At 62.7% G+C, this 24612-nt stretch carries 22 protein-coding genes; 9 read left to right on the top strand and 13 right to left on the bottom strand.

The annotated features are described in order from the left end of the window. Positions 1-110 precede the first annotated feature (110 nt). Both AB4Z20_RS03190 and AB4Z20_RS03185 read right to left on the bottom strand, forming a co-directional pair. The gene (locus tag AB4Z20_RS03190) at positions 111-1046 is read right to left on the bottom strand and encodes an iron-sulfur-binding ferredoxin reductase (RefSeq protein ID WP_442089333.1); all 936 of its coding nucleotides are present in this window, start codon (positions 1044-1046) and stop codon (positions 111-113) included. Next, positions 1039-2145, bottom strand: coding sequence for a diguanylate cyclase domain-containing protein (locus AB4Z20_RS03185; protein WP_442089332.1), 1107 nt, complete (start codon positions 2143-2145; stop codon positions 1039-1041). Before AB4Z20_RS03185 ends, AB4Z20_RS03190 begins: the two co-directional genes overlap by 8 nt. A gap of 485 nt (positions 2146-2630) precedes the next feature. Between AB4Z20_RS03185 and AB4Z20_RS03180 the strand changes: the two genes are divergently transcribed. From AB4Z20_RS03180 to AB4Z20_RS03165, 4 genes are all read left to right on the top strand, one after another. Further along, a complete protein-coding gene (locus AB4Z20_RS03180; RefSeq protein WP_053189777.1) occupies positions 2631-4154 on the top strand; it encodes a fumarate hydratase in 1524 nt (507 codons plus the stop codon). Positions 4155-4466: 312 nt separating this feature from the next. Then, on the top strand, positions 4467-6233 hold the full coding sequence (locus AB4Z20_RS03175; RefSeq protein WP_442089331.1) for a sensor histidine kinase: 1767 nt from the start codon (positions 4467-4469) through the stop codon (positions 6231-6233). Next, positions 6226-7551, top strand: a complete 1326-nt coding sequence (locus AB4Z20_RS03170; RefSeq protein ID WP_442089330.1) for a sigma-54-dependent transcriptional regulator — start codon at positions 6226-6228, stop codon at positions 7549-7551. The genes AB4Z20_RS03175 and AB4Z20_RS03170 overlap by 8 nt, the downstream gene beginning before the upstream one ends. A gap of 396 nt (positions 7552-7947) precedes the next feature. Next, positions 7948-9267, top strand: a complete 1320-nt coding sequence (locus tag AB4Z20_RS03165) for an MFS transporter (protein WP_253477636.1) — start codon at positions 7948-7950, stop codon at positions 9265-9267. A 124-nt stretch (positions 9268-9391) separates the two neighbouring features. On the opposite strand, the gene AB4Z20_RS03160 is transcribed toward AB4Z20_RS03165, so the two are convergent. After that, on the bottom strand, positions 9392-10147 hold the full coding sequence (locus AB4Z20_RS03160) for a COG4705 family protein (protein ID WP_258689231.1): 756 nt from the start codon (positions 10145-10147) through the stop codon (positions 9392-9394). A gap of 339 nt (positions 10148-10486) precedes the next feature. Between AB4Z20_RS03160 and AB4Z20_RS03155 the strand changes: the two genes are divergently transcribed. Together AB4Z20_RS03155 and AB4Z20_RS03150 are read left to right on the top strand one after the other, a co-directional pair. Beyond that, positions 10487-10705 (top strand): hypothetical protein, encoded by a 219-nt coding sequence (locus tag AB4Z20_RS03155; protein ID WP_214509389.1) that lies wholly within the window; start codon positions 10487-10489, stop codon positions 10703-10705. 190 nt (positions 10706-10895) lie between these two features. After that, positions 10896-11516, top strand: a complete 621-nt coding sequence (locus AB4Z20_RS03150; RefSeq protein ID WP_442089329.1) for a flavin reductase family protein — start codon at positions 10896-10898, stop codon at positions 11514-11516. Positions 11517-11648: 132 nt separating this feature from the next. Here AB4Z20_RS03150 and AB4Z20_RS03145 read toward each other — a convergent pair whose 3' ends face one another. Then, positions 11649-11882, bottom strand: a complete 234-nt coding sequence (locus tag AB4Z20_RS03145; protein WP_442089328.1) for a hypothetical protein — start codon at positions 11880-11882, stop codon at positions 11649-11651. A 43-nt stretch (positions 11883-11925) separates the two neighbouring features. Then, positions 11926-12279 carry a putative quinol monooxygenase gene (locus tag AB4Z20_RS03140; protein WP_253477644.1) on the bottom strand — a complete coding sequence of 118 codons (354 nt, stop codon included), beginning with the start codon at positions 12277-12279 and terminating at the stop codon, positions 11926-11928. 327 nt (positions 12280-12606) lie between these two features. Between AB4Z20_RS03140 and AB4Z20_RS03135 the strand changes: the two genes are divergently transcribed. Then, positions 12607-13536 carry an AraC family transcriptional regulator gene (locus tag AB4Z20_RS03135; protein ID WP_063324576.1) on the top strand — a complete coding sequence of 310 codons (930 nt, stop codon included), beginning with the start codon at positions 12607-12609 and terminating at the stop codon, positions 13534-13536. Between the two features lie 123 nt (positions 13537-13659). Here AB4Z20_RS03135 and AB4Z20_RS03130 read toward each other — a convergent pair whose 3' ends face one another. Beyond that, the gene (locus tag AB4Z20_RS03130) at positions 13660-15291 is read right to left on the bottom strand and encodes a 5-guanidino-2-oxopentanoate decarboxylase (protein ID WP_442089366.1); all 1632 of its coding nucleotides are present in this window, start codon (positions 15289-15291) and stop codon (positions 13660-13662) included. A 160-nt stretch (positions 15292-15451) separates the two neighbouring features. On the opposite strand from AB4Z20_RS03130, the gene AB4Z20_RS03125 reads away from it, so the two are divergent. Continuing rightward, positions 15452-16333 (top strand): LysR substrate-binding domain-containing protein, encoded by an 882-nt coding sequence (locus AB4Z20_RS03125; protein WP_442089327.1) that lies wholly within the window; start codon positions 15452-15454, stop codon positions 16331-16333. A 230-nt stretch (positions 16334-16563) separates the two neighbouring features. On the opposite strand, the gene AB4Z20_RS03120 is transcribed toward AB4Z20_RS03125, so the two are convergent. Both AB4Z20_RS03120 and metE read right to left on the bottom strand, forming a co-directional pair. Next, the gene (locus AB4Z20_RS03120; protein ID WP_214509379.1) at positions 16564-17583 is read right to left on the bottom strand and encodes an alpha/beta fold hydrolase; all 1020 of its coding nucleotides are present in this window, start codon (positions 17581-17583) and stop codon (positions 16564-16566) included. Positions 17584-17788: 205 nt separating this feature from the next. After that, positions 17789-20101: a 5-methyltetrahydropteroyltriglutamate--homocysteine S-methyltransferase gene (gene metE / locus AB4Z20_RS03115; RefSeq protein WP_442089326.1), complete on the bottom strand. Its 2313-nt coding sequence runs from the start codon at positions 20099-20101 to the stop codon at positions 17789-17791. Positions 20102-20210: 109 nt separating this feature from the next. Between metE and metR the strand changes: the two genes are divergently transcribed. Further along, positions 20211-21128, top strand: a complete 918-nt coding sequence (gene metR / locus AB4Z20_RS03110) for a transcriptional regulator MetR (RefSeq protein WP_058546066.1) — start codon at positions 20211-20213, stop codon at positions 21126-21128. Positions 21129-21256: 128 nt separating this feature from the next. On the opposite strand, the gene AB4Z20_RS03105 is transcribed toward metR, so the two are convergent. From AB4Z20_RS03105 to AB4Z20_RS03085, 5 genes are all read right to left on the bottom strand, one after another. Continuing rightward, positions 21257-21754 (bottom strand): GNAT family N-acetyltransferase, encoded by a 498-nt coding sequence (locus AB4Z20_RS03105; RefSeq protein ID WP_442089325.1) that lies wholly within the window; start codon positions 21752-21754, stop codon positions 21257-21259. Beyond that, positions 21751-22389, bottom strand: coding sequence for a LysE family translocator (locus AB4Z20_RS03100; RefSeq protein ID WP_013694135.1), 639 nt, complete (start codon positions 22387-22389; stop codon positions 21751-21753). The genes AB4Z20_RS03105 and AB4Z20_RS03100 overlap by 4 nt, the downstream gene beginning before the upstream one ends. A 24-nt stretch (positions 22390-22413) precedes the next feature. After that, the gene (locus AB4Z20_RS03095) at positions 22414-22830 is read right to left on the bottom strand and encodes an NUDIX hydrolase (protein ID WP_253477659.1); all 417 of its coding nucleotides are present in this window, start codon (positions 22828-22830) and stop codon (positions 22414-22416) included. A gap of 570 nt (positions 22831-23400) precedes the next feature. Continuing rightward, complete coding sequence (locus tag AB4Z20_RS03090; protein WP_442089324.1) at positions 23401-23736, bottom strand: DUF6124 family protein; 336 nt, start codon at positions 23734-23736, stop codon at positions 23401-23403. A 678-nt stretch (positions 23737-24414) separates the two neighbouring features. Next, a partial coding sequence (locus tag AB4Z20_RS03085; protein ID WP_442089323.1) for a hypothetical protein occupies positions 24415-24612 on the bottom strand: 198 nt, incomplete at its 5' end.

Below are 24612 nucleotides of genomic sequence, written 5' to 3'. Positions count from 1 at the left end.
TATGGAGTGCTCCCCCCACTCCTGTGGGAGCAAAGCTTGCTCGCGATGGCGCCAGCCTGCCTGCCCTCTTCTTCAATCACCTTGCGCAACTGTTCCCGGTCTGGAAACGCTCAACCACGGGGCAGGAAGACGTCGGCCAGCAGTTGATTGCGCGGCAAGCCGGCCAGGTACAAGCGCTTGGCAAAGGCCTCGACCCGGTCGGGATGGCCGCAGAGCAAGGCTTGGGTTTGCCGTGAAACAAGGCGCAGTTGCGCCAAGGCGGACGGCGCCTCGGCTGCGCTCAGCAGCTCCACGGTGAGGTTTTGATGCTTGGCCGCCAGCGCCGCCAGGGGTTTGGCCAGGTAATGCCCGGCCACATCATGGGCCACGTGAATAAGGCGAATCGCGCCTTGATGCTGCTGGCGCAACGCTTCGCGCAGCAAGCCAAACAACGGCGCCAGGCCGGTGCCGGCGGCGAGCAGCCACAACGGCCTGTCGTGCCAGTCGGGGTCGTAATGCAGGGCACCGCCGCGCAACTCGCCCAGGCGGATCGGATCACCGGCCTTCATCTGCCGGGCCGCATCAATGAACTGGCCGGGCTCGCGGCAATCGAGGTGGAACTCCAGGAATCGGTCTTCCTCGGGCAGGCTCGCCAGGGAATACGGCCGGGCCACGTCGCCGACCCACAGCACCAGGTGCTGCCCGGCCTGATAACGCAGCGACCGCTCGGGGGTGATGCGCAGGCGCAGCACCTCGCCACCGAGCCAATCCACCGCAGCTACGTGAGCGGCCTGGCCGTCGCGTTGCGGGTCGAAGGTGTGGATCTGCACATCCTCGACCACCTGGCATTGGCAGGCCAGCCGCCAGCCCTGGTCGCGTTGCACCGGGTTCAAGGCGTCGGGACGACTGTCGCGCACATCACCGTCCACACACTGCACCAGGCACGCGTGGCAACTGCCGGCACGACAACTGTAGGGCACGGCCACACCAGCGCCGTTCAACGCGTCCAGCAGGTTACTGCCCGCCGCCACCGTCCATTGCCGACCGGCGACTGTCAGTTCAGGCATCGACGTTCTCCCAGGCGGCAGCGCACCGATTTCGGCCGTCTCGCTTGGCACGGTAAAGGGCCTGGTCGGCACGCTGCAACGCGTTGTCCAGGTCATCGCCCATTTCCAGCATCGTCATGCCCGCCGACAAGCTGAGGGCGCCGACCTGCAGGCCGATCAGCTCGACTTCAGTGAACGCCAGCCGCAGCCGCTCGCAGCAGGCCGTCAGGCGCTGGGGGTCGCAGGCGGGCAGCAGCATGACGAATTCCTCGCCGCCATAACGAGCCAATACATCGCCCTCGCGCAGGCACGCCGTGGCGACCGCGGCAAATGCCTGCAGCACCTGGTCGCCAGCAGCGTGGCCGTGCAGGTCGTTGATGCGCTTGAAATGGTCGAGATCGATCAGGGCCAGGCCATGGGCGATGCCGGGCCTGAGGGTGTTGAGTTCGCGCGAAGCGAGGCGCAGGAAGTGCCGGCGATTGAACAGCCCGGTCAGCTCATCGGTGGCCACCAGGTCTTCGAGCTGGCGCATCATCCCGCGCAAGGTGTCCTGGTGCGCCTGCAGGGCAAACCGCCGCTGGCGCATGCGCTGGCGTGAGGTCTGGACGTAGCGGGCGTAGAACACCAGCCACACCAGCACGAGAAACAGCACGGCCACCTGCAACCCCGCCAAGGTGGGATCGGGAAGCCGGAAGAAGTAACCGTCCCACAGGGTAATAGCGGTGAAACTGATAAACACCAGCGTCGCGCAGCGCACAAAGGCCCGGCGTGACAGGTGAAACAGCCCGAACAGCAGGATCAATACATAAAACACCAGGAACACGCCCCGAGCCTGGTCCAGGTGCGCCATCATCCAGGTCTGCCAGCCCAGGCCGATCAACACCTGCGCTTCGGTAAGGCTGGGGTCGGCGAAGCGCAGGTTACGGTCGGTGATAAACAGCGCGAACAGTCCGGCCTGGCACAGCACCACCAACACGCTGCCGATGATGACATCGCGCAACGAATCGAGGTAATGACCACTGAAAAATGCCAGCCACAACAAAACCAGTGCCAGCGCGTACGTCGCGGTCGCCAAAGCGAAGCGTTTCAGCAAAAGACGTTGAATGGCGTTATGGGTCAATCGTTGACTCACCATGGGAAAGGAAACTGACAGGAGGCGTCCTACGCTACAGGCCAGACGCCACTTTAGTGGCGTGTAGGACAAATGACCATTCAATTCTGGAGCAGAAAAATGGCGTCAAAGCAATGGCCTATATTGACGCAGTGTTTTGAGGCCTGACACATAGCCTGCACATCGCCCTGTTGGGCTGTGGGAGCAAGGCTTCTGTGGGAGCAAAGCTTGCTCGCGATGCAGGCGCCTCGATTCCCCGGGAGACCGCGTTGTCTTCATCGCGGGCAAGCCTTGCTCCCACAGAAGCTTTGCTCCCACAGCCTTGCTCTCACAGCTCGCTCCCACAGGGGGCCGGCCTGCGATATACTGCCGCGCCTTTTTAGCGTCGCGCCAGCATGCCCGGCGTGCCTTATAGAGGTGCCGCCCGTCGACCGATGCACCCAAGCGGCCGGCACCTTATTGAATGTTCCCGTCTTTAGAGAGGAGCGCGACTCATGACCGTGATCAAGCAAGATGACCTGATACAGAGCGTTGCTGACGCTTTGCAGTTCATTTCCTACTACCACCCCGTGGATTTCATCCAGGCGATGCACGAGGCCTACCTGCGCGAAGAGTCGCCGGCAGCCCGTGACTCCATGGCGCAGATCCTGATCAACTCGCGCATGTGCGCCACCGGCCATCGGCCGATCTGCCAGGACACCGGCATCGTGACCGTGTTCGTGCGCGTGGGCATGGACGTGCGTTGGGACGGCGCGACCATGAGCCTGGACGACATGATCAACGAAGGCGTGCGTCGCGCCTACAACCTGCCGGAAAACGTCCTGCGTGCCTCCATCCTCGCCGACCCGGCAGGCGCACGCAAAAACACCAAGGACAACACCCCGGCGGTCATCCACTACTCCATCGTCCCGGGCAACACCGTGGAAGTGGACGTGGCGGCCAAGGGCGGCGGCTCCGAGAACAAGTCGAAGATGGCCATGCTCAACCCGTCCGACTCCATCGTCGACTGGGTGCTGAAAACCGTTCCGACCATGGGCGCCGGCTGGTGCCCACCGGGCATGCTCGGCATCGGCATCGGCGGCACCGCCGAGAAAGCCGCGGTCATGGCCAAGGAAGTGTTGATGGAATCCATCGACATCCACGAGCTCAAGGCTCGCGGCCCGCAGAACCGTATCGAAGAGATGCGCCTGGAGCTGTTCGAGAAGGTCAACCAACTGGGCATCGGTGCCCAGGGCCTGGGTGGCCTGACCACCGTGCTCGACGTGAAGATCATGGACTACCCGACCCACGCCGCCTCCCTGCCGGTGTGCATGATCCCCAACTGCGCCGCCACCCGTCACGCCCACTTCGTGCTCGACGGCAGCGGCCCGGCGTCGCTGGAAGCGCCACCGTTGGACGCTTACCCGGAAATCGTCTGGGAAGCCGGCCCGTCGGCCCGTCGCGTCAACCTCGACACCCTGACCCCGGAAGACGTGCAGAGCTGGAAACCGGGCGAGACCGTGCTGCTCAACGGCAAGATGCTCACCGGCCGCGATGCCGCGCACAAGCGCATGGTCGAGATGCTGAACAAGGGTGAAACCTTGCCGGTGGACCTCAAGGGCCGTTTCATCTACTACGTCGGCCCGGTCGACCCGGTAGGCGAAGAAGTCGTCGGCCCAGCCGGCCCGACCACCGCCACGCGGATGGACAAGTTCACCCGTCAGATCCTCGAGCAGACCGGCCTGTTGGGCATGATCGGCAAATCCGAGCGCGGCCCGACCGCCATCGAAGCGATCAAGGACAACAAGGCTGTCTACCTGATGGCCGTCGGCGGCGCCGCTTACCTGGTGGCCCAGGCGATCAAGAAATCCAAGGTCCTGGCGTTCGCCGAACTGGGGATGGAAGCGATCTACGAGTTCGAGGTCAAGGACATGCCGGTGACCGTTGCGGTCGATAGCAAAGGCGAGTCGGTACACATCACCGGTCCTGCCATCTGGCAGAAGAAGATCAGTGACAGCCTGGCGGTCGAAGTGCAGTAACAGGCATTTTGGCGCGGTGAAAAAGGCCGGTGGGGCGACAAGCCCACCGGCCTTTTTTTTGTGCGCAGATACCGAAAAGGCGCTTGCGCCCTCCGAGGGCGTAGGTACGTAGGTGCGTAGGAGCGTAGGAGCTGTCGAGTGCAACGAGGCTGCGATCTTTCCCCAAACACTTGAGTCCCAAGCGGAAGATCAAAAGATCGCAGGCTTCGCCAGCTCCTACAGGGCTCAGGGCGAGCGATGGCGGTGGTACAGGCCCCAAGACGTTCCAACATGCTATCGTGCCCGCCCGACTTTCCACTGGTTTACGCCAGCATGCTGCCGACTACCCGTACCTTGCGTCTGTCGTTGTACACCTTGCTGATCCTCACCGGCGCGGCCGTTGCCGCCACCCTTGCCGTGCGCCACGCCGAACGCGCGGCCCTGGAAGAAGACGCCAGCCGGGCCAACCAGCAGTTGGCGCTGTACGCCACTTCGCTGCATACCCTGATCGAACGCTACCGCGCCCTGCCCGCCGTGCTGGCGCTGGACCCGGAGTTACGCTCGGCCCTCAAGGGGCCGGTCAGCGCCGCGCAGCAGGATGCGTTGAACCGCAAGCTGGAACAGATCAATGGCGCCGCCCAGTCATCCACCCTGGAATTGCTCGACCACACAGGCCTGGCCGTCGCGGCCAGCAACTGGCGCCTGCCCAGCAGCTATGTCGGGCACAACTATGGCTTTCGTCCGTATTTCCTCCAGACCCGCACCCAGGGCACCGGGCGTTTTTATGCGGTGGGCGTGACCAGCGGCATCCCGGGGTACTTTCTCTCCAGCGCCGTGACCGACGACAACGGCGAGTTCCTCGGCGCAATGGTGGTAAAGCTGGAGTTTCCGGAGCTTGAGCGCGAATGGCGCCAGGGCAGCGACACCCTGCTGGTCAGCGATGCCCGGAGCATCATCTTCATCGCCAACCGCCCGGGCTGGCGTTATCGCCACTTACAGCCGCTGAGCGACAGCGACCGCGCCGAGCTCAAGGCCACCCGTCAATACGACAAGCAACCGTTGCAACCGCTGGCTTACGAGCCGTTACGGCGCTTTGACGACAATAGCCATCTGGCCCGGGTCGAGACCCCCGATGGCTCGACGGACTACCTGTGGGAATCCTTGCCGCTGACCGCCGAAGGCTGGACGCTGCACTTGCTGCGCCGTCCGCAGATCGCCTTCGAAGACCGGCGCAATGCCGGGCTCGCGGCCGCTGGGTCGTGGCTGGCGCTGGTGTTCCTGCTGCTGTTTCTCAACCAGCGCTGGCGCCTGGCAAAATTGCGCCAGCGCAGCCGCGAAGAGCTTGAGCGGTTGGTCGAAGAGCGTACCCGGGATCTGCGCACGGCCCAGGACGGGCTGGTGCAATCGGCCAAGCTGGCGGCACTGGGACAGATGTCCGCGGCCCTGGCCCATGAAATCAACCAGCCCTTGACCGCCCAACGCATGCAATTGGCGACCCTGCGCTTGTTGCTCGATCACGGCCGGGTCGATGACGCCTACAAGGCCCTCAAGCCGGTGGACGACATGCTGACCCGCATGGCCGCCCTCACCGGCCACCTGAAGACCTTTGCCCGTAAAAGCCCCAGCGGTCTGCGCGAACGCCTGGACCTGGCGGCGGTGGTCGACCAGGCGCTGCAATTGCTGGACACGCGCCTGCGCGACGAACAGATCAACACCGTGCTGCACGTGACTCGACCGGCCTGGGTGCGCGGCGATGCGATCCGCCTCGAACAGGTGTTGATCAACCTGCTGCGCAACGCCCTCGACGCCATGGCCGACCAACCCATCAAGCGCCTGGAAGTGCGCCTGGAGGCCGATGAGCAATTGTGGCGCCTGACCGTCAGTGACAGCGGCACCGGGATCGCCGAGGAACACCTGGCCCAGGTGTTCGATCCATTCTTCACCACCAAGGCGGTGGGCGATGGCCTGGGCCTGGGGCTGGCGGTTTCGTTTGCAATCATCCATGAATCCGGTGGACGACTGACGGCGGACAACCATGAGCACGGCGCGGTATTCTGCGTGACCTTGCCCATTGATCAGGAGGCGCAACTGCATGCTTGATTCAGTCATGGTCGTGGATGACGAAGGCAGCATCCGCAGTGCCGTCGAGCAGTGGTTGAGCCTGTCGGGGTTCCAGGTGCAGTTGTTCAGCCGCGCCGACGAATGCCTGGCCCGGTTGCCGGAGCATTTCCCCGGGGTGATCCTCAGCGATGTGCGCATGCCCGGCCTCAGCGGCCTGGAACTGTTGGCCGAAGTGCGCCGCCGCGATCCCGACCTGCCGGTGATTCTGTTGACCGGCCACGGCGACGTGCCGATGGCCGTGGAGGCCATGCGCGACGGCGCCTACGACTTCCTGGAGAAACCCTTCAGCCCCGAAGCCCTGCTCGGCAGCCTGCGCCGGGCCCTGGACAAGCGCAGCCTGGTCCTGGAAAACCGTCGCCTGCATGAACAGGCCGACGCCCGGGCCCGCCTCGATGGAACGCTGCTGGGGGTTTCCCGTGCGTTGCAAAACCTGCGGCGCCAGGTACTGGACCTGGCCGCATTGCCGGTCAACGTGTTGATCCGCGGCGAAACCGGCAGCGGCAAGGAACTGGTCGCCCGTTGCCTGCACGACTTCGGCCCGAGGGCGAGCAAACCCTTTGTCGCGTTGAACTGCGCGGCCATTCCCGAGGCGCTGTTCGAAGCGGAGCTGTTCGGCCACGAAAGCGGCGCCTTCACCGGCGCCCAAGGCAAGCGCATCGGCAAGCTCGAATACGCCGACGGCGGCACGCTGTTTCTCGACGAAATCGAAAGCATGCCCCTGGCCCAGCAGGTCAAGTTGCTGCGGGTATTGCAGGAACAGAAGCTCGAACGCCTGGGCTCCAACCAGAGCATACAGGTGGACCTGCGCATCATCGCCGCCACCAAGCCCGATCTGCTGGACGAAGCCCGGGCCGGGCGTTTTCGCGAAGACCTGGCCTATCGCCTGAACATCGCCGAGCTGCGCCTGCCGCCGCTGCGTGAACGGCGCGAGGACATTCCCTTGCTGTTCGAACATTTCACCCACAGCGCCGCCGAACGCCTGGGCCGCCCCGCCGCGCCCCTGAGCGGCCCGCAGTTGAGCCATCTGCTCAGCCACGACTGGCCCGGCAACGTGCGGGAACTGGCCAATGTCGCCGAACGCCAGGTGTTGGGGCTCGATCAACTGCCCGTTCTGGAGACGGAGCCGGGCCAGTCCCTCGCGGCCCAGCAGGAAGCCTTCGAAGCCCAATGCCTGCGCGCCGCCCTGACCCGGCACAAAGGTGATGTGAAAGCCGTGCTTGAGGAACTGCAACTGCCGCGCCGCACCTTCAATGAGAAGATGCAGCGGCATGGGTTGAGTCGGGAGATGTTTTTGTAAGGCCGGCTGAATTTGCTGTGTCTGTACCGGCCTCATCGCGAGCAAGCTCGCTCCCACAGGGGCCTGTGTACACCGGCCAAAATGTGAGAGCAACTGTCTTGGATGGTTTATTTAGCCATCCTTTCCAGGGACAGCAAGACTCCCACAGGGGCATGTGTACACCGGGCAAAATGTGGGAGCGAGCTTGCTCGCGATGGGGCCAGTACAGACAACAGACCTCCCCTGCATAAGCGGATTCCCGCCCACACCCCCAACCACAATGAGCGGCTTTCCGCTCATCCAGCGCCATGCCCCCCTCTAAACCGGCCCTCCAGCAACTGGCACAGCTCCTGCTATAGCCCTGTCAGGCTGCGTTCCAACGCGCTCCACAAAAACAATTAAACGAAGGATCCTTCAATGGACAACTCCAACGCCCTGCCCCTTGGGTCGGCTGCCGCGCCCGCCCGTGAAAGAACCACCGCCAGCCGCATCAAATCGATCTTCAGCGGCTCGGTCGGCAACATGGTCGAGTGGTATGACTGGTACGTCTACGCCGCATTCTCGTTGTACTTCGCCAAAGTCTTCTTCCCCAAGGGCGACACCACCGCCCAATTGCTCAATACCGCCGCGATCTTCGCCGTAGGCTTCCTGATGCGCCCGATCGGCGGGTGGTTGATGGGCCTGTACGCCGACCGTGCCGGTCGCAAACGTGCGTTGATGGCGTCGGTGTACCTGATGTGCTTCGGCTCGCTGATCATCGCCCTGAGCCCGAGCTACGAAACCATCGGCGTCGGCGCACCGATCCTGCTGGTGTTTGCCCGCCTGCTCCAAGGCCTGTCGGTGGGTGGCGAGTATGGCACCTCGGCGACCTACCTGAGCGAGATGGCGACCAAGGAACGTCGCGGCTTCTTCTCCAGCTTCCAGTACGTGACCCTGATCTCCGGCCAGCTCATCGCCCTGGGCGTGTTGATCGTGCTGCAACAGACCCTCACCACCGAACAGCTGTATGCCTGGGGCTGGCGCATCCCGTTCGCCATCGGCGCGCTGTGTGCGGTCGTGGCGCTGTACCTGCGACGCGGCATGGAAGAAACCGAGTCGTTCACCAAGAAGGAAAAAGCCAAGGAAAGCGCGATGCGCACCTTGATGCGCCATCCAAAAGAGCTGATGACCGTGGTCGGCCTGACCATGGGCGGCACCCTGGCGTTCTACACCTACACCACCTACATGCAGAAATACCTGGTGAACACGGTCGGCATGAGCATCTCCGACTCCACCACTATTTCCGCCGCCACGCTGTTCCTGTTCATGTGCCTGCAACCAGTGATCGGCGGGCTGTCGGACAAGATCGGACGTCGGCCGATCCTGATTGCCTTCGGCATCCTCGGCACCCTGTTCACCGTGCCGATCCTCACCACCTTGCACACCATCCAGACCTGGTGGGGCGCGTTCTTCCTGATCATGGCCGCGCTGATCATCGTCAGCGGCTACACCTCGATCAACGCCGTGGTGAAAGCCGAGTTGTTCCCCACCGAAATCCGCGCCCTGGGCGTCGGCCTGCCGTACGCACTGACCGTGTCGATCTTCGGCGGCACCGCTGAATACATCGCCCTGTGGTTCAAGAGCGTCGGCATGGAAACTGGCTACTACTGGTACGTGACGGCGTGCATCGCCGTGTCGCTGCTGGTGTACATCACCATGAAAGACACCCGCAAACACTCGCGGATCGTGACTGACTGATGAGTGTTCCTGCAGTTACTGCAACGGTGACTGCAATGGCCCCATCGCGAGCAGGCTCGCTCCCACAGGGTTGGCGTAAATCCCTGTGGGAGCGAGCCTGCTCGCGATTGGAAGCGACTCGGTTTCAAGTCAACTCAGCAGTGCCCTGCTTGCCATAACGGTTCTGCGCATAGGTTGCGCCAGCGATCATCACAATCAATATCCCCGCCAGCACCGCCGACGAACCGATGGTGCCGAAGTCCAGGCCACCCTTGTCATGAGACTTGGTCATCAAGTCGCCCAGCGTCGCTCCCAGGGGGCGCGTCAGCACGAACGCGATCCAGAACAACACCACCGACGAAATACGGGTGAAGTACTTGAGCAGCACGACCACGGCAATGGTCGAGCCGATCAGCAATGCGCCGCCAGCAAAGCCCAGGCCCGAATCGTCGGCCAGGTAATCACCGAGTGCGGTGCCCAAGGTGTTGGAAAACAGAATCGCCATCCAATAGAACATCTCGCCGCGAAAGGTCTGCACCTTGGTGACGTTGAGCGAATCCCCACTCAAGCGCCAAGCCGCGAAAATCGCCAACAGAATCGCAATCAGGATCATCGACCCTGTGGCGTAACCCAGCTCAAGGGTGCGATCCATGAAATCGGACATCGTGGTGCCCGCAGTGCTGGTGGACAGGATCACGATCCAGTACAGCATCGGCTTGTAGGTCTTGGCCATCAGTTGCGTAACCAGCGTCAGGACGAACACGCTGATCAGAATCAGCGAGCTGATGGCGTAACCGACATCAAGGGTCATCGACAGCAAATCCCCTGCGGTTTCGCCCAGGGTCGTCGCGCAGATCTTCATGACCCAGAAGGCCAGGGTAATTTGGGGCAATTTATTCATCGCAGGGCAATCTCCAGTGTGTGACGGCAGGCTCTTGGTGGCCACGGGGGGCAGACTGGGGATGCGTGGGTGAAAAACAGGTCGGGAATGTATGAAAAATCTGTCACACACGCCAAAACAGCGATTAATCACCCGTTAATGCTGACGCCGCATCTTGGACTCACCTGATCGATGACCTGCGCGACGTTCGCTCCGACGATGGAAGCGAATGACATACGCCGCCCTTAATATCTATTTAATCGATTGCTTTTAGCATTAATTTGCACATTTTAATCAATTTAGTTGGCGTGGCATTCAATCCATGCAAGACACATCGCCAACGAATCCGGAGTGACCACCATGAAAACCAAACTGATTGCCGCCCTGACCTTTTCTGTACTGGCCGGTAGCGCCTTCGCCGACGATGGCTTCGACCGCACCGGCACAGCCGCTTTTATCGCCACTGCCCACGAACGCGTCGGTTCAGCCACCGTTGCCAAGAAAGATGAAAACCACGCCATTGAGCCCGCCGTCGCCGCCGATGGCTCGGACCGTGCGGATGCGGCGTCTACCAACTGATCCCATTCATCACTACACCCTGTGGGAGCGAGCTTGCTCGCGATGACGGTGTGTCAGCCAAAATATTTTTAGCCGATACGCCGCCATCGCGAGCAAGCTCGCTCCAACAGGGTTTTAGGCTGCTGACAAAACGGGTTGATCGCTGCACTATCGTCGGATCCTCCCAATAGCACCGGACCTGTACATTCTCATGCCCGACGACATCCACTACTACGAACCCACCCAAGGCCACGGCCTGCCCCATGACCCGTTCAACGCCATCGTTGGCCCGCGTCCCATTGGCTGGATTTCGTCCCAGGATGCCGAAGGCCGCCTGAACCTGGCGCCCTACAGTTTCTTCAACGCCTTCAACTACATTCCGCCGATCATCGGGTTCTCCAGCGTCGGGCGCAAAGACAGCCTGAACAACATCGAACAGACCGGCGAATTCGCCTGGAACCTGGCCACGCGCCCGCTGGCCGAGCAGATGAACCAGAGCTGCGCGATGGTCGCGCCAGAGGTCAATGAGTTCGAACTGGCGGGTTTGACGCCAGCGGCGTCACGGGTAATCCAGGTTCCGCGCGTCGCCGAAAGCCCGGTGTCCTTCGAATGCAAGGTCACGCAGATCATTCAACTGCAGCGGGCGGACAAAGGGCTGGTGCCAAGCTGGCTGATCCTCGGCGAAGTAGTCGCCGTGCATATCGCCAAGTGGCTGTTGAAGGATGGGGTATACGACACCGCCGCCGCCGAGCCGATCTTGCGCGGTGGCGGGCCGGCGGATTATTTCCAGTTGGGGCCTGAGGCGTTGTTCAAGATGCATCGCCCAAAGTAGGAGCAGCGCGATCCCCTGTGGCGAGGGAGCTTGCTCCCGCTGGGCTGCGAAGCAGCCCCTTTTCTGGTGGGTGCTTCGCACCCAAGCGGGAGCAAGCTCCCTCGCCACAAAAGCATTCCCATCAATGCTGATTTACCAGACCAACCCGCCCTCCTCGTCGACACCCTGAAGGTGGGTCAGCTGCAGGGCTGCCGCTTCATCGGCTTTGACCGCGGTCTCGAAGGTCTGCTCTTCAAGGATCTTGTTGAAGCGCGGTGCACCTGAACCGCCGATGGCCTTGGTGGCAATGGCGGCATGGTAGCCGCCGCCTTCCTTGGGAACGACTGCGGAAACGGCTTCAAAGGTTTCAAAGGCTTTACGTGCCATGTCTTGTGCATCCTGGCGGTGGAAAATGACGCTCATTAAACCTTCAACCGGCCAGTTTGTGTACCTGCGCCCGGCACCCTTCGGTCGCCTGGGCGGCGGAGACTTCCCTGAAGGTATGAAAATCCAGGCTGCTCACCACCAGGTCCTGCACCAGCTCGGCGAAAATCGCCATGGCCGGTGAATTGAAGTAGGCATCCATCGACGACTGATTGACCCACAGCCCCGACACCAGCCACAAATCAGCGTCACATTGCGATTGCTGCAAGGCAAAGTGCAAACAACCGGGAGCCAGGCGCGAGGGCGCGATCAGCGTACTCAGGCGCGCCCCCAGTTGCCTGGAGCAACCGGTACGGGCCCGGACGAAAGCCATGTGACTGACGGGGATCTGTGTAGTCATGTTCAACCCTCCCAGGTAATCCGTTGTGCAGCCGGGGACAGCTGCGACAGGATCAAAGGTTAAGCGCCACGACGCCAGTTTCGTTAGTCGATTCCTGCCGACCCATTGCACAATCCTGCGCATCGGTATCACAGAATTTGCCATCGATCCGGTCGAAACCCGGGAAGTTGAAACAAAAGGTTTCAAGCAAGTTTCCACAGCATTGCAGCGTCATGGCCCCTTGCGCCGTGCAGGATCAGGCAAGCTTTCAACAGGATGTTGCTATCGCTGCGCCTTGCACAAACATAAGCTTTTGTTCATCGCTCCCTATCGCCTGAGGATCCCGGCATGTCGCCACTCGACCACGCCCACGTCCCGCTGGACACGTACCTGGAACAACAGCGCGCCGAACTGGCGTCGATCATCGACCGCAACACCAGCGAAGACGGCAGCTACGCCACGGCCATCGGCTCGCTGAATCTGTCACGGCACAGCCAGCCGCATAAGTTCGCTCCGGTGTTGGCACAACCGGCGCTGTGCATCATGGCCCAGGGCAGCAAACAGGTGCGCCTGGCGGATGAGTTGTTCAACTACGACCCACTCCATTACCTGGTGGTCTCGGTCTCGATGCCGTTGAGTGGTTGCATTGCCGACGTTTCGCCCGAGCAGCCGATCCTGGCACTGCGCCTGGACATCGACCCGGCGGAAATCACCGCGTTGATCGCCGATGCCGGCCCCTTGGGCGTGCCGACCCGCCCCGCCGGGCGTGGGCTGTACGTCGAACGCCTGGACACGCCGATGCTCGACGCCGTACTGCGCCTGGCGCGGTTGCTCGATACACCGAAAGACATCGCCATGCTCGCCCCGCTGGTTCGCCGGGAAATCCTCTATCGTCTGCTGCGCAGTCCCCAGGGCTATCGGCTGTACGAAATCGCTATCGCCAACAGTCAGAGCCATCGCATCAGCCAGGCGATCAAATGGCTCAACGGCCATTTCGAACAGCCGCTGCGCATCGATGACCTGGCCCGGGAAGTGAACCTCAGCGTCTCGACCCTGCATCACCGCTTCAAGGCCATGACCGCCATGAGCCCGCTGCAATACCAGAAGCAACTGCGCCTGCAGGAAGCCCGCCGGCTGATGCTCGCCGAAGGGCTGGAAGCCTCGGCGGCGGGGTATCGGGTGGGTTATGAAAGCCCTTCGCAGTTCAGCCGCGAGTACAGCCGGTTGTTCGGCGCGCCGCCGTTACGGGATCTGGCGCGGTTGCGGATGACTGTTTGAGCCTGGGGTTTGTGTAGCGTTTGCCGGCCCCATCGCGAGCAAGCTCGCTCCCACAGGGGCTCCCTGTTCACAACAATCTATTGTGGGAGCGAGCTTGCTCGCGATGAGGCCAGTAAAAACACCTCAGCACTTCGATGTCCAACCCCCCTGATCGATCTCAATCAATGTCGGCCCCTGCCGATCACGGGCCGCAAGCAACGCGGCACACAGTGACGGCACATCATCAATGGCTTCGGCAGCGCAGCCCAAGGCCTTGGCGACGCCGATGAAATCCGGGGTGTAGATGTCCACGCCCACCGGTTCGATGGCGCGGTTGACCATGTATTTCTTGATCTCTTCGTAGCCCTGGTTATTCCACAGCAGCACGATGACTGGCGTGCGCGCTTCCACGGCGCTGGCCAGTTCCGGCAGGGTGAACTGCAACCCGCCGTCGCCAATCAAACACACCACCGCCGGGCGACCATGGCCCTGGTCCTTGCCACCAAGCCAGGCGCCAATGGCCGCCGGCAAGGCGTAGCCGAGGGTGCCGTAGCCGGTGGATGAATTGAACCAGCGGCGTGTCTGCTCCGGGTTGAAGGTCAGGTTGCCGGTGTACACCGGTTGGGTCGAATCGCCGACGAACACCGCCTCCGGTAGCGCTTGCAAGACGGTGTCGAGAAACAAGGTCTGGGCGCGGGTCGCCTCGTCCCAACTGCCTTGAAGATCCGCGCGCAACCGGGCGGCACGCGTCGCTCCCCAATCGGCGCGGCGCTCGGCCAAGGGTTGCCGGTCCAGCTCATCAAGCAAGGCCCGGGCGGCGACACGGGCGTCGGCCACCAGCGCCAGATGCGGCGGGTAGTTGCGCACGGTCTGGTCCGCGTCGATGTCGATGCGCAGCAGCGCACCGGGGATCTCGAAGCCGCCGGCAAAGGTAATGTCGTAGTCGGTCTCGGCCAGTTCGGTGCCGATAGCCAGCACCACATCCGCCTCAGCCACCAACGCGCGAGTGGCGACCAGGCTCTGCGTGGAGCCGATCAGCAACGGATGCAGGGACGGCAACAGGCCCTTGGCATTGATGGTCAACGCCACTGGCGCGCCAAGACGTTCGGCCAGTTCGGTCAATTCGGCCGCCGCGTCGAGGGCGCCGCCACCGGCCAGGATCAATGGCCGCTTGGCCAATGCCAGCCTTGCAGCCATTTGCGCCACGGCACTCGGCGCAGCACCGGCGCGGTTGATGTTCACCGGCACGCTGGCGAGCAAGGCATCGGCGTCTTCAACCAGAACATCCAACGGGATTTCAATGTGCACCGGCCGCGGGCGCCCAGCCTGGAACACGGCAAACGCCCGGGCCAGCACGCTGGGCAATTCAGCGGCGGACATCAGCGTGTGGGAAAACGCCGCGACACCGCCCACCAATACAGCCTGGTTCGGCAGTTCATGCAACTTGCCGCGCCCGCCGCCCAACTGGCTGCGCGACTGCACGCTGGAGATCACCAGCATCGGGATCGAATCGGCGTAGGCCTGGCCCATGGCGGTGGTGATGTTGGTCATGCCGGGGCCGGTGATGATGAAACACACGCCGGGCTTGCCGCTGACCCGGGCGTAACCGTCGGCCATGAAACCTGCGCCCTGTTCATGACGCGGCGTCACATGGCGGATGCTGGAACGGGCCAGCCCGCGGTACAACTCGACGGTGTGCACGCCAGGAATGCCGAACACCTGCTCCACGCCATACGCTTGGAGCAACTTGACCAATACTTCGCCGCACGTCGCCATTGCCATTGCCTTTTTCTTGTCGTGTAAAGGGCCTCGCACAGCCTGCGGCGGGACCCTTTTTTGTCTTGGGAATGGCGTTATTGGAACGGGCAGGCCATAGCGGCAACAACGGATAAAAAGTCATACTAGCCATGTCTTCACGTCATGGCTGGGATCCGAAATGAAACGACTTCCCCCGCTGCCGGCGCTGCATACGTTTCTGATCACGGCCCAATACTGCAACTTCACCCGGGCCGCCGAACAACTGCACATCACCCAGGGCGCGGTGAGCCGGCAGATCGCCGGGCTGGAAGATCACCTGGGTTATGCGCTGTTCCAGCGCCAGGCACGCGGCCTGAGCCTGACCGCCGAAGGCCAGGCGTGGCTACCCCGGGTGCAGCAGGTGTTCAGCCTGATCGGGGACGCGGTCGAACAGGTCGGCGAAAAACGCCAGACCCTGCAACTCAAGGCCCCGACCTGCGTGATGCGCTGGCTGCTGCCGCGCCTGTTGCAATGGCAGAAGGAACGGCCGGACGTGCCGGTGGAATTGACCACCACGGTCAGGCACGGCGTGGATTTCCAGCGCGAAGCCTTCGACGCCGCGGTGGTCTATGGCCCACCACCCGACGCCTCGCTGGCGTGCGTGCATCTGTTCGATGAACAACTGACGCCCGTCTGCTCCCGCACGATCCTGGAAGGCCCGGTGCCGCTGCGTGAACCCGCCGACCTGCAACAACACCTGCTGTTGCACCCCACCCGTGACGAGCGCGACTGGAACGCCTGGCTGAAGGCAGCCGCTGTGCACTTGAGCAATGTCAGCAAGGGCCAGCATTTCGAAACCCTGGACCTGGCGATGTCCATGGCTTCCCAAGGCACGGGCGTGGCGATTGGCGACTGGTCGCTGATCGGTGACGACCTGAGCGCCGGCCGGCTGGTGATGCCGTTCGAACTGAAGGTCAAAACCGGGCTGGGTTATCACCTGGTGCATCCGCACAAACCCCAGGTGTCAGGGCCGTTGCAGGAGTTGATGGGGTGGTTGGTGGAGCAGGCACGGGCGCGGTAGCAACTGCCCCCTTCAAGGGTGAATGAAACTGTGGCGAGGGAGCTTGCTCCCGCTTGGGTTGCACTGTAGGAGCTGCCGAAGGCTGCGATCTTTTGATCTTGATCTTTCGCTCTTGATTCAATTGCCAGGGGAAAGATCGCAGCCTCGCTTCGCTCGACAGCTCCTACAGGCCCAGCGGAAGCAAGCTCCCTCGCCACAAAAGCCGGGCAGGCCTCAAGCCATCAGGGTTATCAGAGCAGATTAGGCGCCTGCACCGGCTCGATCTGCGCCCAGTGCGACGTGTCCTCGCGGTGCTGCTGCAGATACGGCAACACGGCCCCCAGCAATGGCGCCTTGAACGCCTCCTGGAAACGATGGGCCAGGCCCGGGATCAGCTTCAACTGGCTGCCCTGGATATGCGCCGCCAGATGCACGCCGTGCATCACCGGCAGCAAAGGGTCGGCGGTGCCGTGGACCACCAGCGTCGGCACCCGCAGTTGATTGAGCAGTGCCACCCGACTCGGCTCGGCCATGATCGCCATGATCTGGCGCTTCACGCCTTCGGGGTTGAAGGCCCGGTCATAGGCCACGGCGGCCTGATGCAGCAGCACCTGGCGATCATCCACCACCATCGGGCTGCCCAACGCGGCCAGCAGATCGGCCTGCTGCTGCAGGGCCGCTTCACGATCCGGCGCACTGCGCCGCGACAGCAACTGCACCAGCGCGGCGCTGGGTGCGGGCAAGCCTTCGGCCCCGGAACTGGTCATGATCAGGGTCAGGCTTTCGACCCGCTGCGGCGCCATCGCGGCCATGTGCTGGGCGATCATCCCGCCCATGCTCACGCCCAATACGTGGAAGCTTTGCACCTGCAAGGCGTCCATCAGCCCCAGCCCGTCGTCGGCCATGTCGGTCAAGGTATACGGCGCGGCCACGGGCAAGCCGAGTTTATAGCGCAGGGCTTCGAAGGTCAGGTTGGCGCTGCCGGGGGCCTGGCGCCAGGTGGACAGGCCGACGTCGCGGTTGTCGTAGCGAATCACTCGGAAACCTTGCTCGCACAGGGCGACCACCACTTCGTCCGGCCAATGGATCAACTGCCCACCCAGGCCCATCACCAGCAACAGCGCCGGATCCGAGGCACGGCCAACGCTCTGGTAGGCCAGGCTCACCTGATCCAGATCGACCCGTTGGGTCGCAACATTGATGTCACACCGAGAAGCCGCCATCGACGGCAGGCCGAAAAACAACGCGGCCAGGAAAATGAATACACGCATGAAGAAACACCGAAACGCAGAACCCCAGTAGAGCGCGAGTCTGATGAAGTTTGTTCAAGCGCGCTGCCACAGTTGCGTGACAGTTTGATGAAGATTGCGTAGGAGCTGCCGAAGGCTGCGATCTTTTGACCTTGATCTGCTGTTTTTTTCACTCATGACTCAATTGCCTGGGAAAAGATCGCAGCCTCGCTTCGCTCGACAGCTCCTACGCCAGCTGGCTACGCAACTGCCGCGCCGCCGCCACCATGTTCACCAGTGCCGCTTCCGTTTCCGGCCAGCCCCGGGTTTTCAACCCGCAGTCGGGGTTGATCCACAGCCGTTCGGCGGCGATCCGTTTTACCGCCTTGCTCATCAGCGCAACCATCTCGGCCGTGTCCGGCACCCGTGGCGAGTGGATGTCGTAGACGCCCGGGCCAATGTCGTTCGGGTAGTCGAACGCCTCGAAAGCCTCCAGCAATTCCATGTCCGAACGCGAGGTCTCGATGGTGATGACATCGGCGTCCATGTCGGCGATGGCCTTGATCACATCATTGAATTCGCTGTAGCACATGTGGGTATGGATCTGGGTTTCATCAGCCACCCCCGACGCGCACAAACGGAACGCGTCAACCGCCCAATCCAGGTACTCCTGCCATTGCCCGCGACGCAGCGGCAACCCTTCGCGAAACGCTGCCTCGTCGATCTGCACAATCTTGATCCCGGCCTTTTCCAGGTCCAGCACTTCGTCGCGCAGGGCCAGGGCCAGTTGTCGGGCCTGGACCTGGCGCGACACGTCTTCGCGGGGGAACGACCACATCAGCATGGTCACGGGACCGGTGAGCATGCCTTTCATGACCTTGTCGGTCAGGCTTTGCGCGTAGCGGATCCAGTCGACGGTCATGGCGCTCGGCCGACTGATGTCGCCATAGATGATCGCCGGTTTCACGCAGCGCGAACCGTAGCTCTGCACCCAACCGAAACGGGTGAAGACGTAGCCGTCCAATTGCTCGGCGAAGTATTCGACCATGTCGTTGCGCTCGGCTTCACCGTGCACCAGCACGTCCAGGCCCAGGCGTTCCTGGATCTGCACGGCATGGCGGATCTCGGTGTGCATGGCGTCCTGATAGTCATTGGCCGATAGCTTGCCTTGCTTGTAGGCCTGGCGCGCCAGGCGAATCGCCGGGGTCTGCGGGAAGGAGCCGATGGTGGTGGTGGGAAAGGCCGGCAGTTTCAGACGGGCGCGCTGACGTTCGATGCGTTTGGCAAACGGCGAACGCCGCTGGCTGTCCTGTGGCCCGATTGCCGCCAGGCGCGCCTGGACCGCGGGTTTGTGAATGCGCGCCGAGCTGGCGCGACTGGCCTGCACCACGCGGCTATCGGCCAAGGCCTGCTGCACAGCGGGGGCCTGTGGATCGTTCAGGGCATCGCGCAGCACCGCGACTTCACCACACTTCTGCACGGCAAAGGCGAGCCAGCTCTTGAGTTCCGGATCGAGCTGGTCTTCGCGCTCCAGGTCCACCGGGCTGTGCAACAGCGAGCACGAGGTGCTGACCCAGAGGTTGTCGCCAAAGCGCTCCTGGGCCGGTTGCAATTGCGCCAGCGCCTGTTCAAGTTCGCAGCGCCAGACGTTGCGCCCGTTGACCAGGCCCACCGAGAGAATCTTGTAGGTCGGCAGGCGGTCCAGCACTTGGCCCAGTTGTTCCGGGTCACGTACCGCGTCGATGTGCAAACCGTCCACTGGCAGGCTCACCGCCAGGCCGAGGTTGTCTTGCAGGCCACTGAAATAGGTGGCGACGAGCTTTTTCAATGGCGAGTACTGGAGGATGTGGTAAGCCCGCTCGAAGGCGCTCTTCCAGGCCAGTGGCAGGTCCAGGGTGAGGATCGGTTCGTCGATCTGCACCCATTCCACGCCCTGGGCCTTGAGGCGGTTGAGGATCTCACCGTAGACCGGCAGCAGGCGCTCCAGCAGGTCGAGCTTGTCGAACGCCTCGCCCTTGGCCTTGCCCAGCCACAAGTAGGTCAACGGACCGATGATCACCGGTTTGACCTGATGACCCAAGGCATGGGCCTCGTCCACTTCGTCGAACAACTGTTCCCAGCTCAGGGCGAAGGTCTGGTCGGCGGAAAACTCCGGGACCAGGTAGTGGTAGTTGGTGTCGAACCACTTGGTCAGCTCCTGGGCGTATTGCGCCTGGCCGTGGTCGGCACCGCAGCAACTGGTCGTGGCGCCACGGGCCATGGCGAACAGGGTGTCGAGGGTCGGCCGGCCCTGGGCATTCAAGGTGCTGTGGAAACGCTGTGGCACGGCGCCCAGGGTCAAGGAGTGGCTGAGCACCTGGTCGTACCAGGCAAAGTCGCCGACGGGCAGCAGGTCGATGCCGGCGTCTTTCTGCAATTGCCAGTGCCGGGCCCGCAGTTCGCGACCCACCGCCTGCAACGCGGCCGGGGCCAGGTCGCCCTTCCAGTAGGCTTCGAGGGCTTTTTTCAGTTCGCGGTCGGCGCCGATGCGCGGGAAACCGAGGGTGTGGGCCAGGGCCATGGTGTGCGTCCTCCTGTAAAAGATGGCGCCATTGTCGACAGCAGACCCTGCATGAGACAAACTCAACCTTTTCGTGTTGATCACAAGTTTTACTCATGGAGCAACTCCGGTGCTTGAACTCCGTCACCTCAAGACCCTGCACGCCCTGCGCGAAGCCGACAGCCTGGTCGAAGCCGCCGAACGCCTGCACCTGACCCAGTCCGCCCTCTCCCACCAGTTCAAGGAACTGGAAGAGCGCCTGGGCATGCAGTTGTTCGTGCGCAAGACCAAGCCGGTACGGTTCACCAGCGCCGGCCTGCGCCTGTTGCAACTGGCCGATGCCGCCCTGCCCTTGCTGCGCGGCGCCGAACGGGACATCGCCCGCCTGGCTGGCGGCACCGCCGGACGGCTGCACATGGCCATCGAGTGCCATAGCTGCTTCCAGTGGTTGATGCCAACCATCGACCAGTTCCGCGATGCCTGGCCGGAAGTCGAACTGGACCTGGCCTCGGGCTTCGCCTTCGCGCCGTTGCCAGCCCTGGCCCGGGGCGACCTCGACCTGGTGGTGACCTCCGACCCGCTGGAGCTGGCCGGCATCACCTACGTGCCATTGTTCACCTACGAAGCGATGCTCGCCGTGGCCAACCAGCATCGACTGGCGGGCAAGCCCTACATCGTGCCCGAGGACTTGATCAGCGAAACCCTGATCACCTACCCGGTGGAGCGCGACCGGCTGGACATCTTCACCCGTTTCCTGGAACCGGCCGACATCGAACCGGCCCAGGTGCGCACCTCTGAACTGACGGTGATGATGATGCAACTGGTGGCCAGCGGTCGCGGCGTCTGCGGCATGCCGCACTGGGCCCTGCATGAATACAGCTCGCGGGGCTACGTGAAGGCCAAGCGGCTGGGGGAGAAAGGCTTGTTTGCCACGCTGTACGCGGCGGTGCGCACCGACATGCTCGACGCGCCGTACATGCGCGACTTTTTGCTGACGGCCAAGGACACGTCGTTTTCGACATTGGATGGGGTCAGTGCCGTGCGCTGACTGCTTTTGTGGCGAGGGAGCTTGCTCCCGCTTGGGCGCGAAGCGGCCACAAAACGGGTCTGCTGCGCAGCCCAGCGGGAGCAAGCTCCCTCGCCACAAAAGCTCCATCACTCAAATCAGTGGTCAGCTCAAAGTTCGAGCCACATATGGATTTTGTCGTGGTATTCGTCGCCCACGCAGATCGCCATCGGCTCAAGGCCATACAGGACGAAGCCGCAACGCTGGTAGAGCTTGAGCGCCGGCTCGTTGCCGGCGGTGACGGTCAGTTGCACCAGACGCAGGAAGGGATGGCGCCGGGCTTCGACGAGGGCGGCTTGGACCAGTTGGTAGCCGAGCCCGCGATGGCGCTGTTCATCGGCGACGTACATGCCGAACAGCAGCGCCTTGTGTCGGGCTTTTTCCCGAGGCTCCAGGGCCAGGCCGACGATGCCGACCAGCTCTTGCTCGACAAACGCCCCCAACAACACATCGAGCCGGCTGCCCAGGCGTGACTCCCACCAGTTGATAGGCAGCTTGGCCCGCTCGGTGACGCTGGAGGTGAAGGCCTGCGGGTGCAATGCGTATGCCTGGAGCATCAGCTGGCGATACGCCTGGGCATCGCCGGCCCTCAACCGTCGGATGCTCACGCCGAACGCCGTTGCTCAAACATCAGGCGCAACGCCAGCGCACCGAGGACAAACCCCATGAAGTAGCGCTGCGCCGCCAGCCAGGTCGGGTTGTGGACGAACCACGAGGCAATTCCGGCAGCGAACAGGGCGATCAACAGGTTGACGCTGAAACTGACGCTGATCTGGGTCAGCCCGAGGATGATGCTCTGGGTGAACAGCGAACCGTGTTCCGGGCTGATGAACTGCGGGAACACCGACAGATAGAACACCGCGATCTTGGGGTTCAGGGCGCTGGTGAGAAAGCCCATGGTGATCAACTTGCGCGTCGAGTCCGCTGGCAACTGCTGGGCCTCGAAAGGCGAACGCGCGCCCGGCTTGACGGCCTGCCAGGCCAGCCACAACAGGTACAGCGCACCGGCCCATTTCAATACTTCATAGGCCACGGGCACCGCCAGGAACACCGCCGTCAACCCGGCGGCCGCGGCGAACATGTGCACGAAGAACCCCGCCACCACCCCCAGCAGGGAGGTGACGCCGGCCTTGCGGCCCTGGCAGATCGAACGGGAAATCAGGTAGATCATGTTCGGCCCGGGCGTCAGTACCATCAGCAACGCGGCGGCGGCGAAAATCAACAGGTCCGGCAATGGAATCATGAGCATCAGTCCTTGAGGCGTGAATCAGCAGGTAGCGAGAAGTGTCGCTCGATAAAACGGCAGGATCACCTCGCCTGTCAACGGTGCCAGCAAAAGATTGCTGTCCAGGACCGGGTCGATCCAGCACACCTCTTCAATTTCGGCAGCCGGCGAAACCGGGGCGTCGATGCTCAGCAAAAACACCTCGGCCTGCACGGTAAACCCCGGTTCGTTGGCCGCCGGCGCGCTGAACACGCCCAGGTAACGGGCCTGTGCCGGGTCGATCTGCAACCCAAGCTCTTCTTCCAGCTCGCGGGCCAGCGCCTGCACCGGTTGTTCATGGGCCTCGATCTTGCCGCCCGGCTGCATGAAGGCCCGGGTGCCGCGCTTGCGCACCAGCAGGGTTCGCCCGTCCGGCCCGAGCAACAGGGCGGCGGCGATGCGGATGAGGGAGGTGGTCATGGGTAATCGAAGCCTTGGCCGGGAAATGGCGGGGAGATTACAGCGCGTAGGGGTGGGAGCAAAGTCTGGTGCGGGACTAAAAATCAGCGCAGTTTCCCTGTGGGAGGCTAATGCTGTTCGCTTAAGGTGTGTATATCCGTTTCTTCGGTAACGGCGGCTGGCGGTTCCGCTCTTACAGCGGGTCACTTTTGGAAAGAGCGCCAAAAGTAACCAAAAACGCTCTGCCCCACCACTCGGCACCTCGCTCAGGCTCGGTGTGCCCTCACTCCGGCATTGCTCCGTGGGCCCGCCGCGAAGGGCCATCCATGGCCCAGCGCGGCTAACCCGGCATCCATGCCGGGTTGCCCACTGCGCAATGCCTGCGTTCGGCCAGCGTGGTTAACGGGGCGCCGAGATCAACGTCCACCGCGAGGCGGCCTTATAGCCGACCTGGTTCTTCCGGTCGTACACCCATCAGATCTGTGGGAGCAAAGCTTGCTCGCGAGGCGGCCTGACAGCCGACCTGGCTCTCCCGGTCGTACCCCGGTCCAATTGTGGAAGCGAGCCTTCTCGCTTCTGCGCGCGGTGTGGTCAAGGTTGTGTATTGACGTTATCCAGCATCCGATTCGCCAATAAAGCGCCCAGCTCGATCAGTTGCTGAATGCCAAGGGCAACATGGCGTCGCGAGCCTTTAAGGTCGAAGGCAAGGTCGCTGACCATGGCATCGGCTGAGGCCAAAGTTTCGCTGAGGTTGGCCAGCAGGCTTTCGGTGTCGACACCGGCCACGACGGTGAACAGTTGACCTGAGGGCTTTTTCTTTTTGGCTTGAGGCTTGGGGTCGAGATAATGGTCGATGGCGCGCTTGGCGGCTTCATCAAGTCCTTGGGGATCGGTTTCGGGGGGGGGGTTGGGTGTGGCTTTGAACATAGGGTGACACTCCGTCTACAGGTTGGAGCTGCCACGTTCGTTTCCAAGCGAGGGGTGGCAGCCGTACGCAGGTTGGAAAACCGGGGTAAACGAGCCCGACAGACCCGAAGGTCTCCCGCGCACAGCCGCCATAACGAAAGCATGGTCAAAAAACGACCGCAAGCATACGTCATGAAGGGCGCTTTCGCGCCGTCTACTTATCGGGTTTCCAAGCCCGGCCGCTGAATTTGCAGCGACGGGAAAAGACTAGCGACAGCCCTTCCCACCCGGCAACCGCCAGAGCTCGTCGGAAAAATCTGCTGCAACCCGGAGGATTGTCCGACCATTCCCACAATCCTGGTCGGCTGTCAGGCCGCCATCGCGAGCAAGCTCGCTCCCACACAGGTTTTTGGTCGTTTATAAGATCCGTGTCCACCGCCGATCCCTGTGGGAGCCGAGCTTGCTCGCGATAGCGATGGGTCTGCTTGCATCCATGTTGAATGTGCCGCCGCCTTCGCGAGCAGGCTCGCTCCCACAGTTGGATTGAAGTACAGCCGACAGGGACAGGGCGGCTGTTAGGCCGCCTTCGCGAGCAAGCTCGCTCCCACAATGGGATCGGGGTACGGCCGGAAGAATCAGGTCGGCTGTTAGGCCGCCTCGCGAGCAAGCTTTGCTCCCACAGGGGGAACGCGGTCTCCATCAAGAACCAGGTCGGCTGTTAGGCCGCCTCGTGGTGGACGTTGATCTCGGCGCCCCGTTAACCACGATGGCCGAACGCAGGCATTGCGCAGTGGGCACCTCGGCATGGATGCCGAGGTAGCCGCGCTGGGCCATGGATGGCCCTTCGCGGCGGCCCACGGAGCAATGCCGGAGTGAGGGCATGCCGAGCCTAGGCGA

Source organism: Pseudomonas sp. KB_12, from assembly GCF_052114545.1.
In the GTDB taxonomy this organism is placed as follows: domain Bacteria; phylum Pseudomonadota; class Gammaproteobacteria; order Pseudomonadales; family Pseudomonadaceae; genus Aquipseudomonas; species Aquipseudomonas brassicacearum.
The sequence above is the reverse complement of the archived record's forward strand: the minus strand, read 5'-3'. Positions and strand labels throughout refer to the sequence as shown.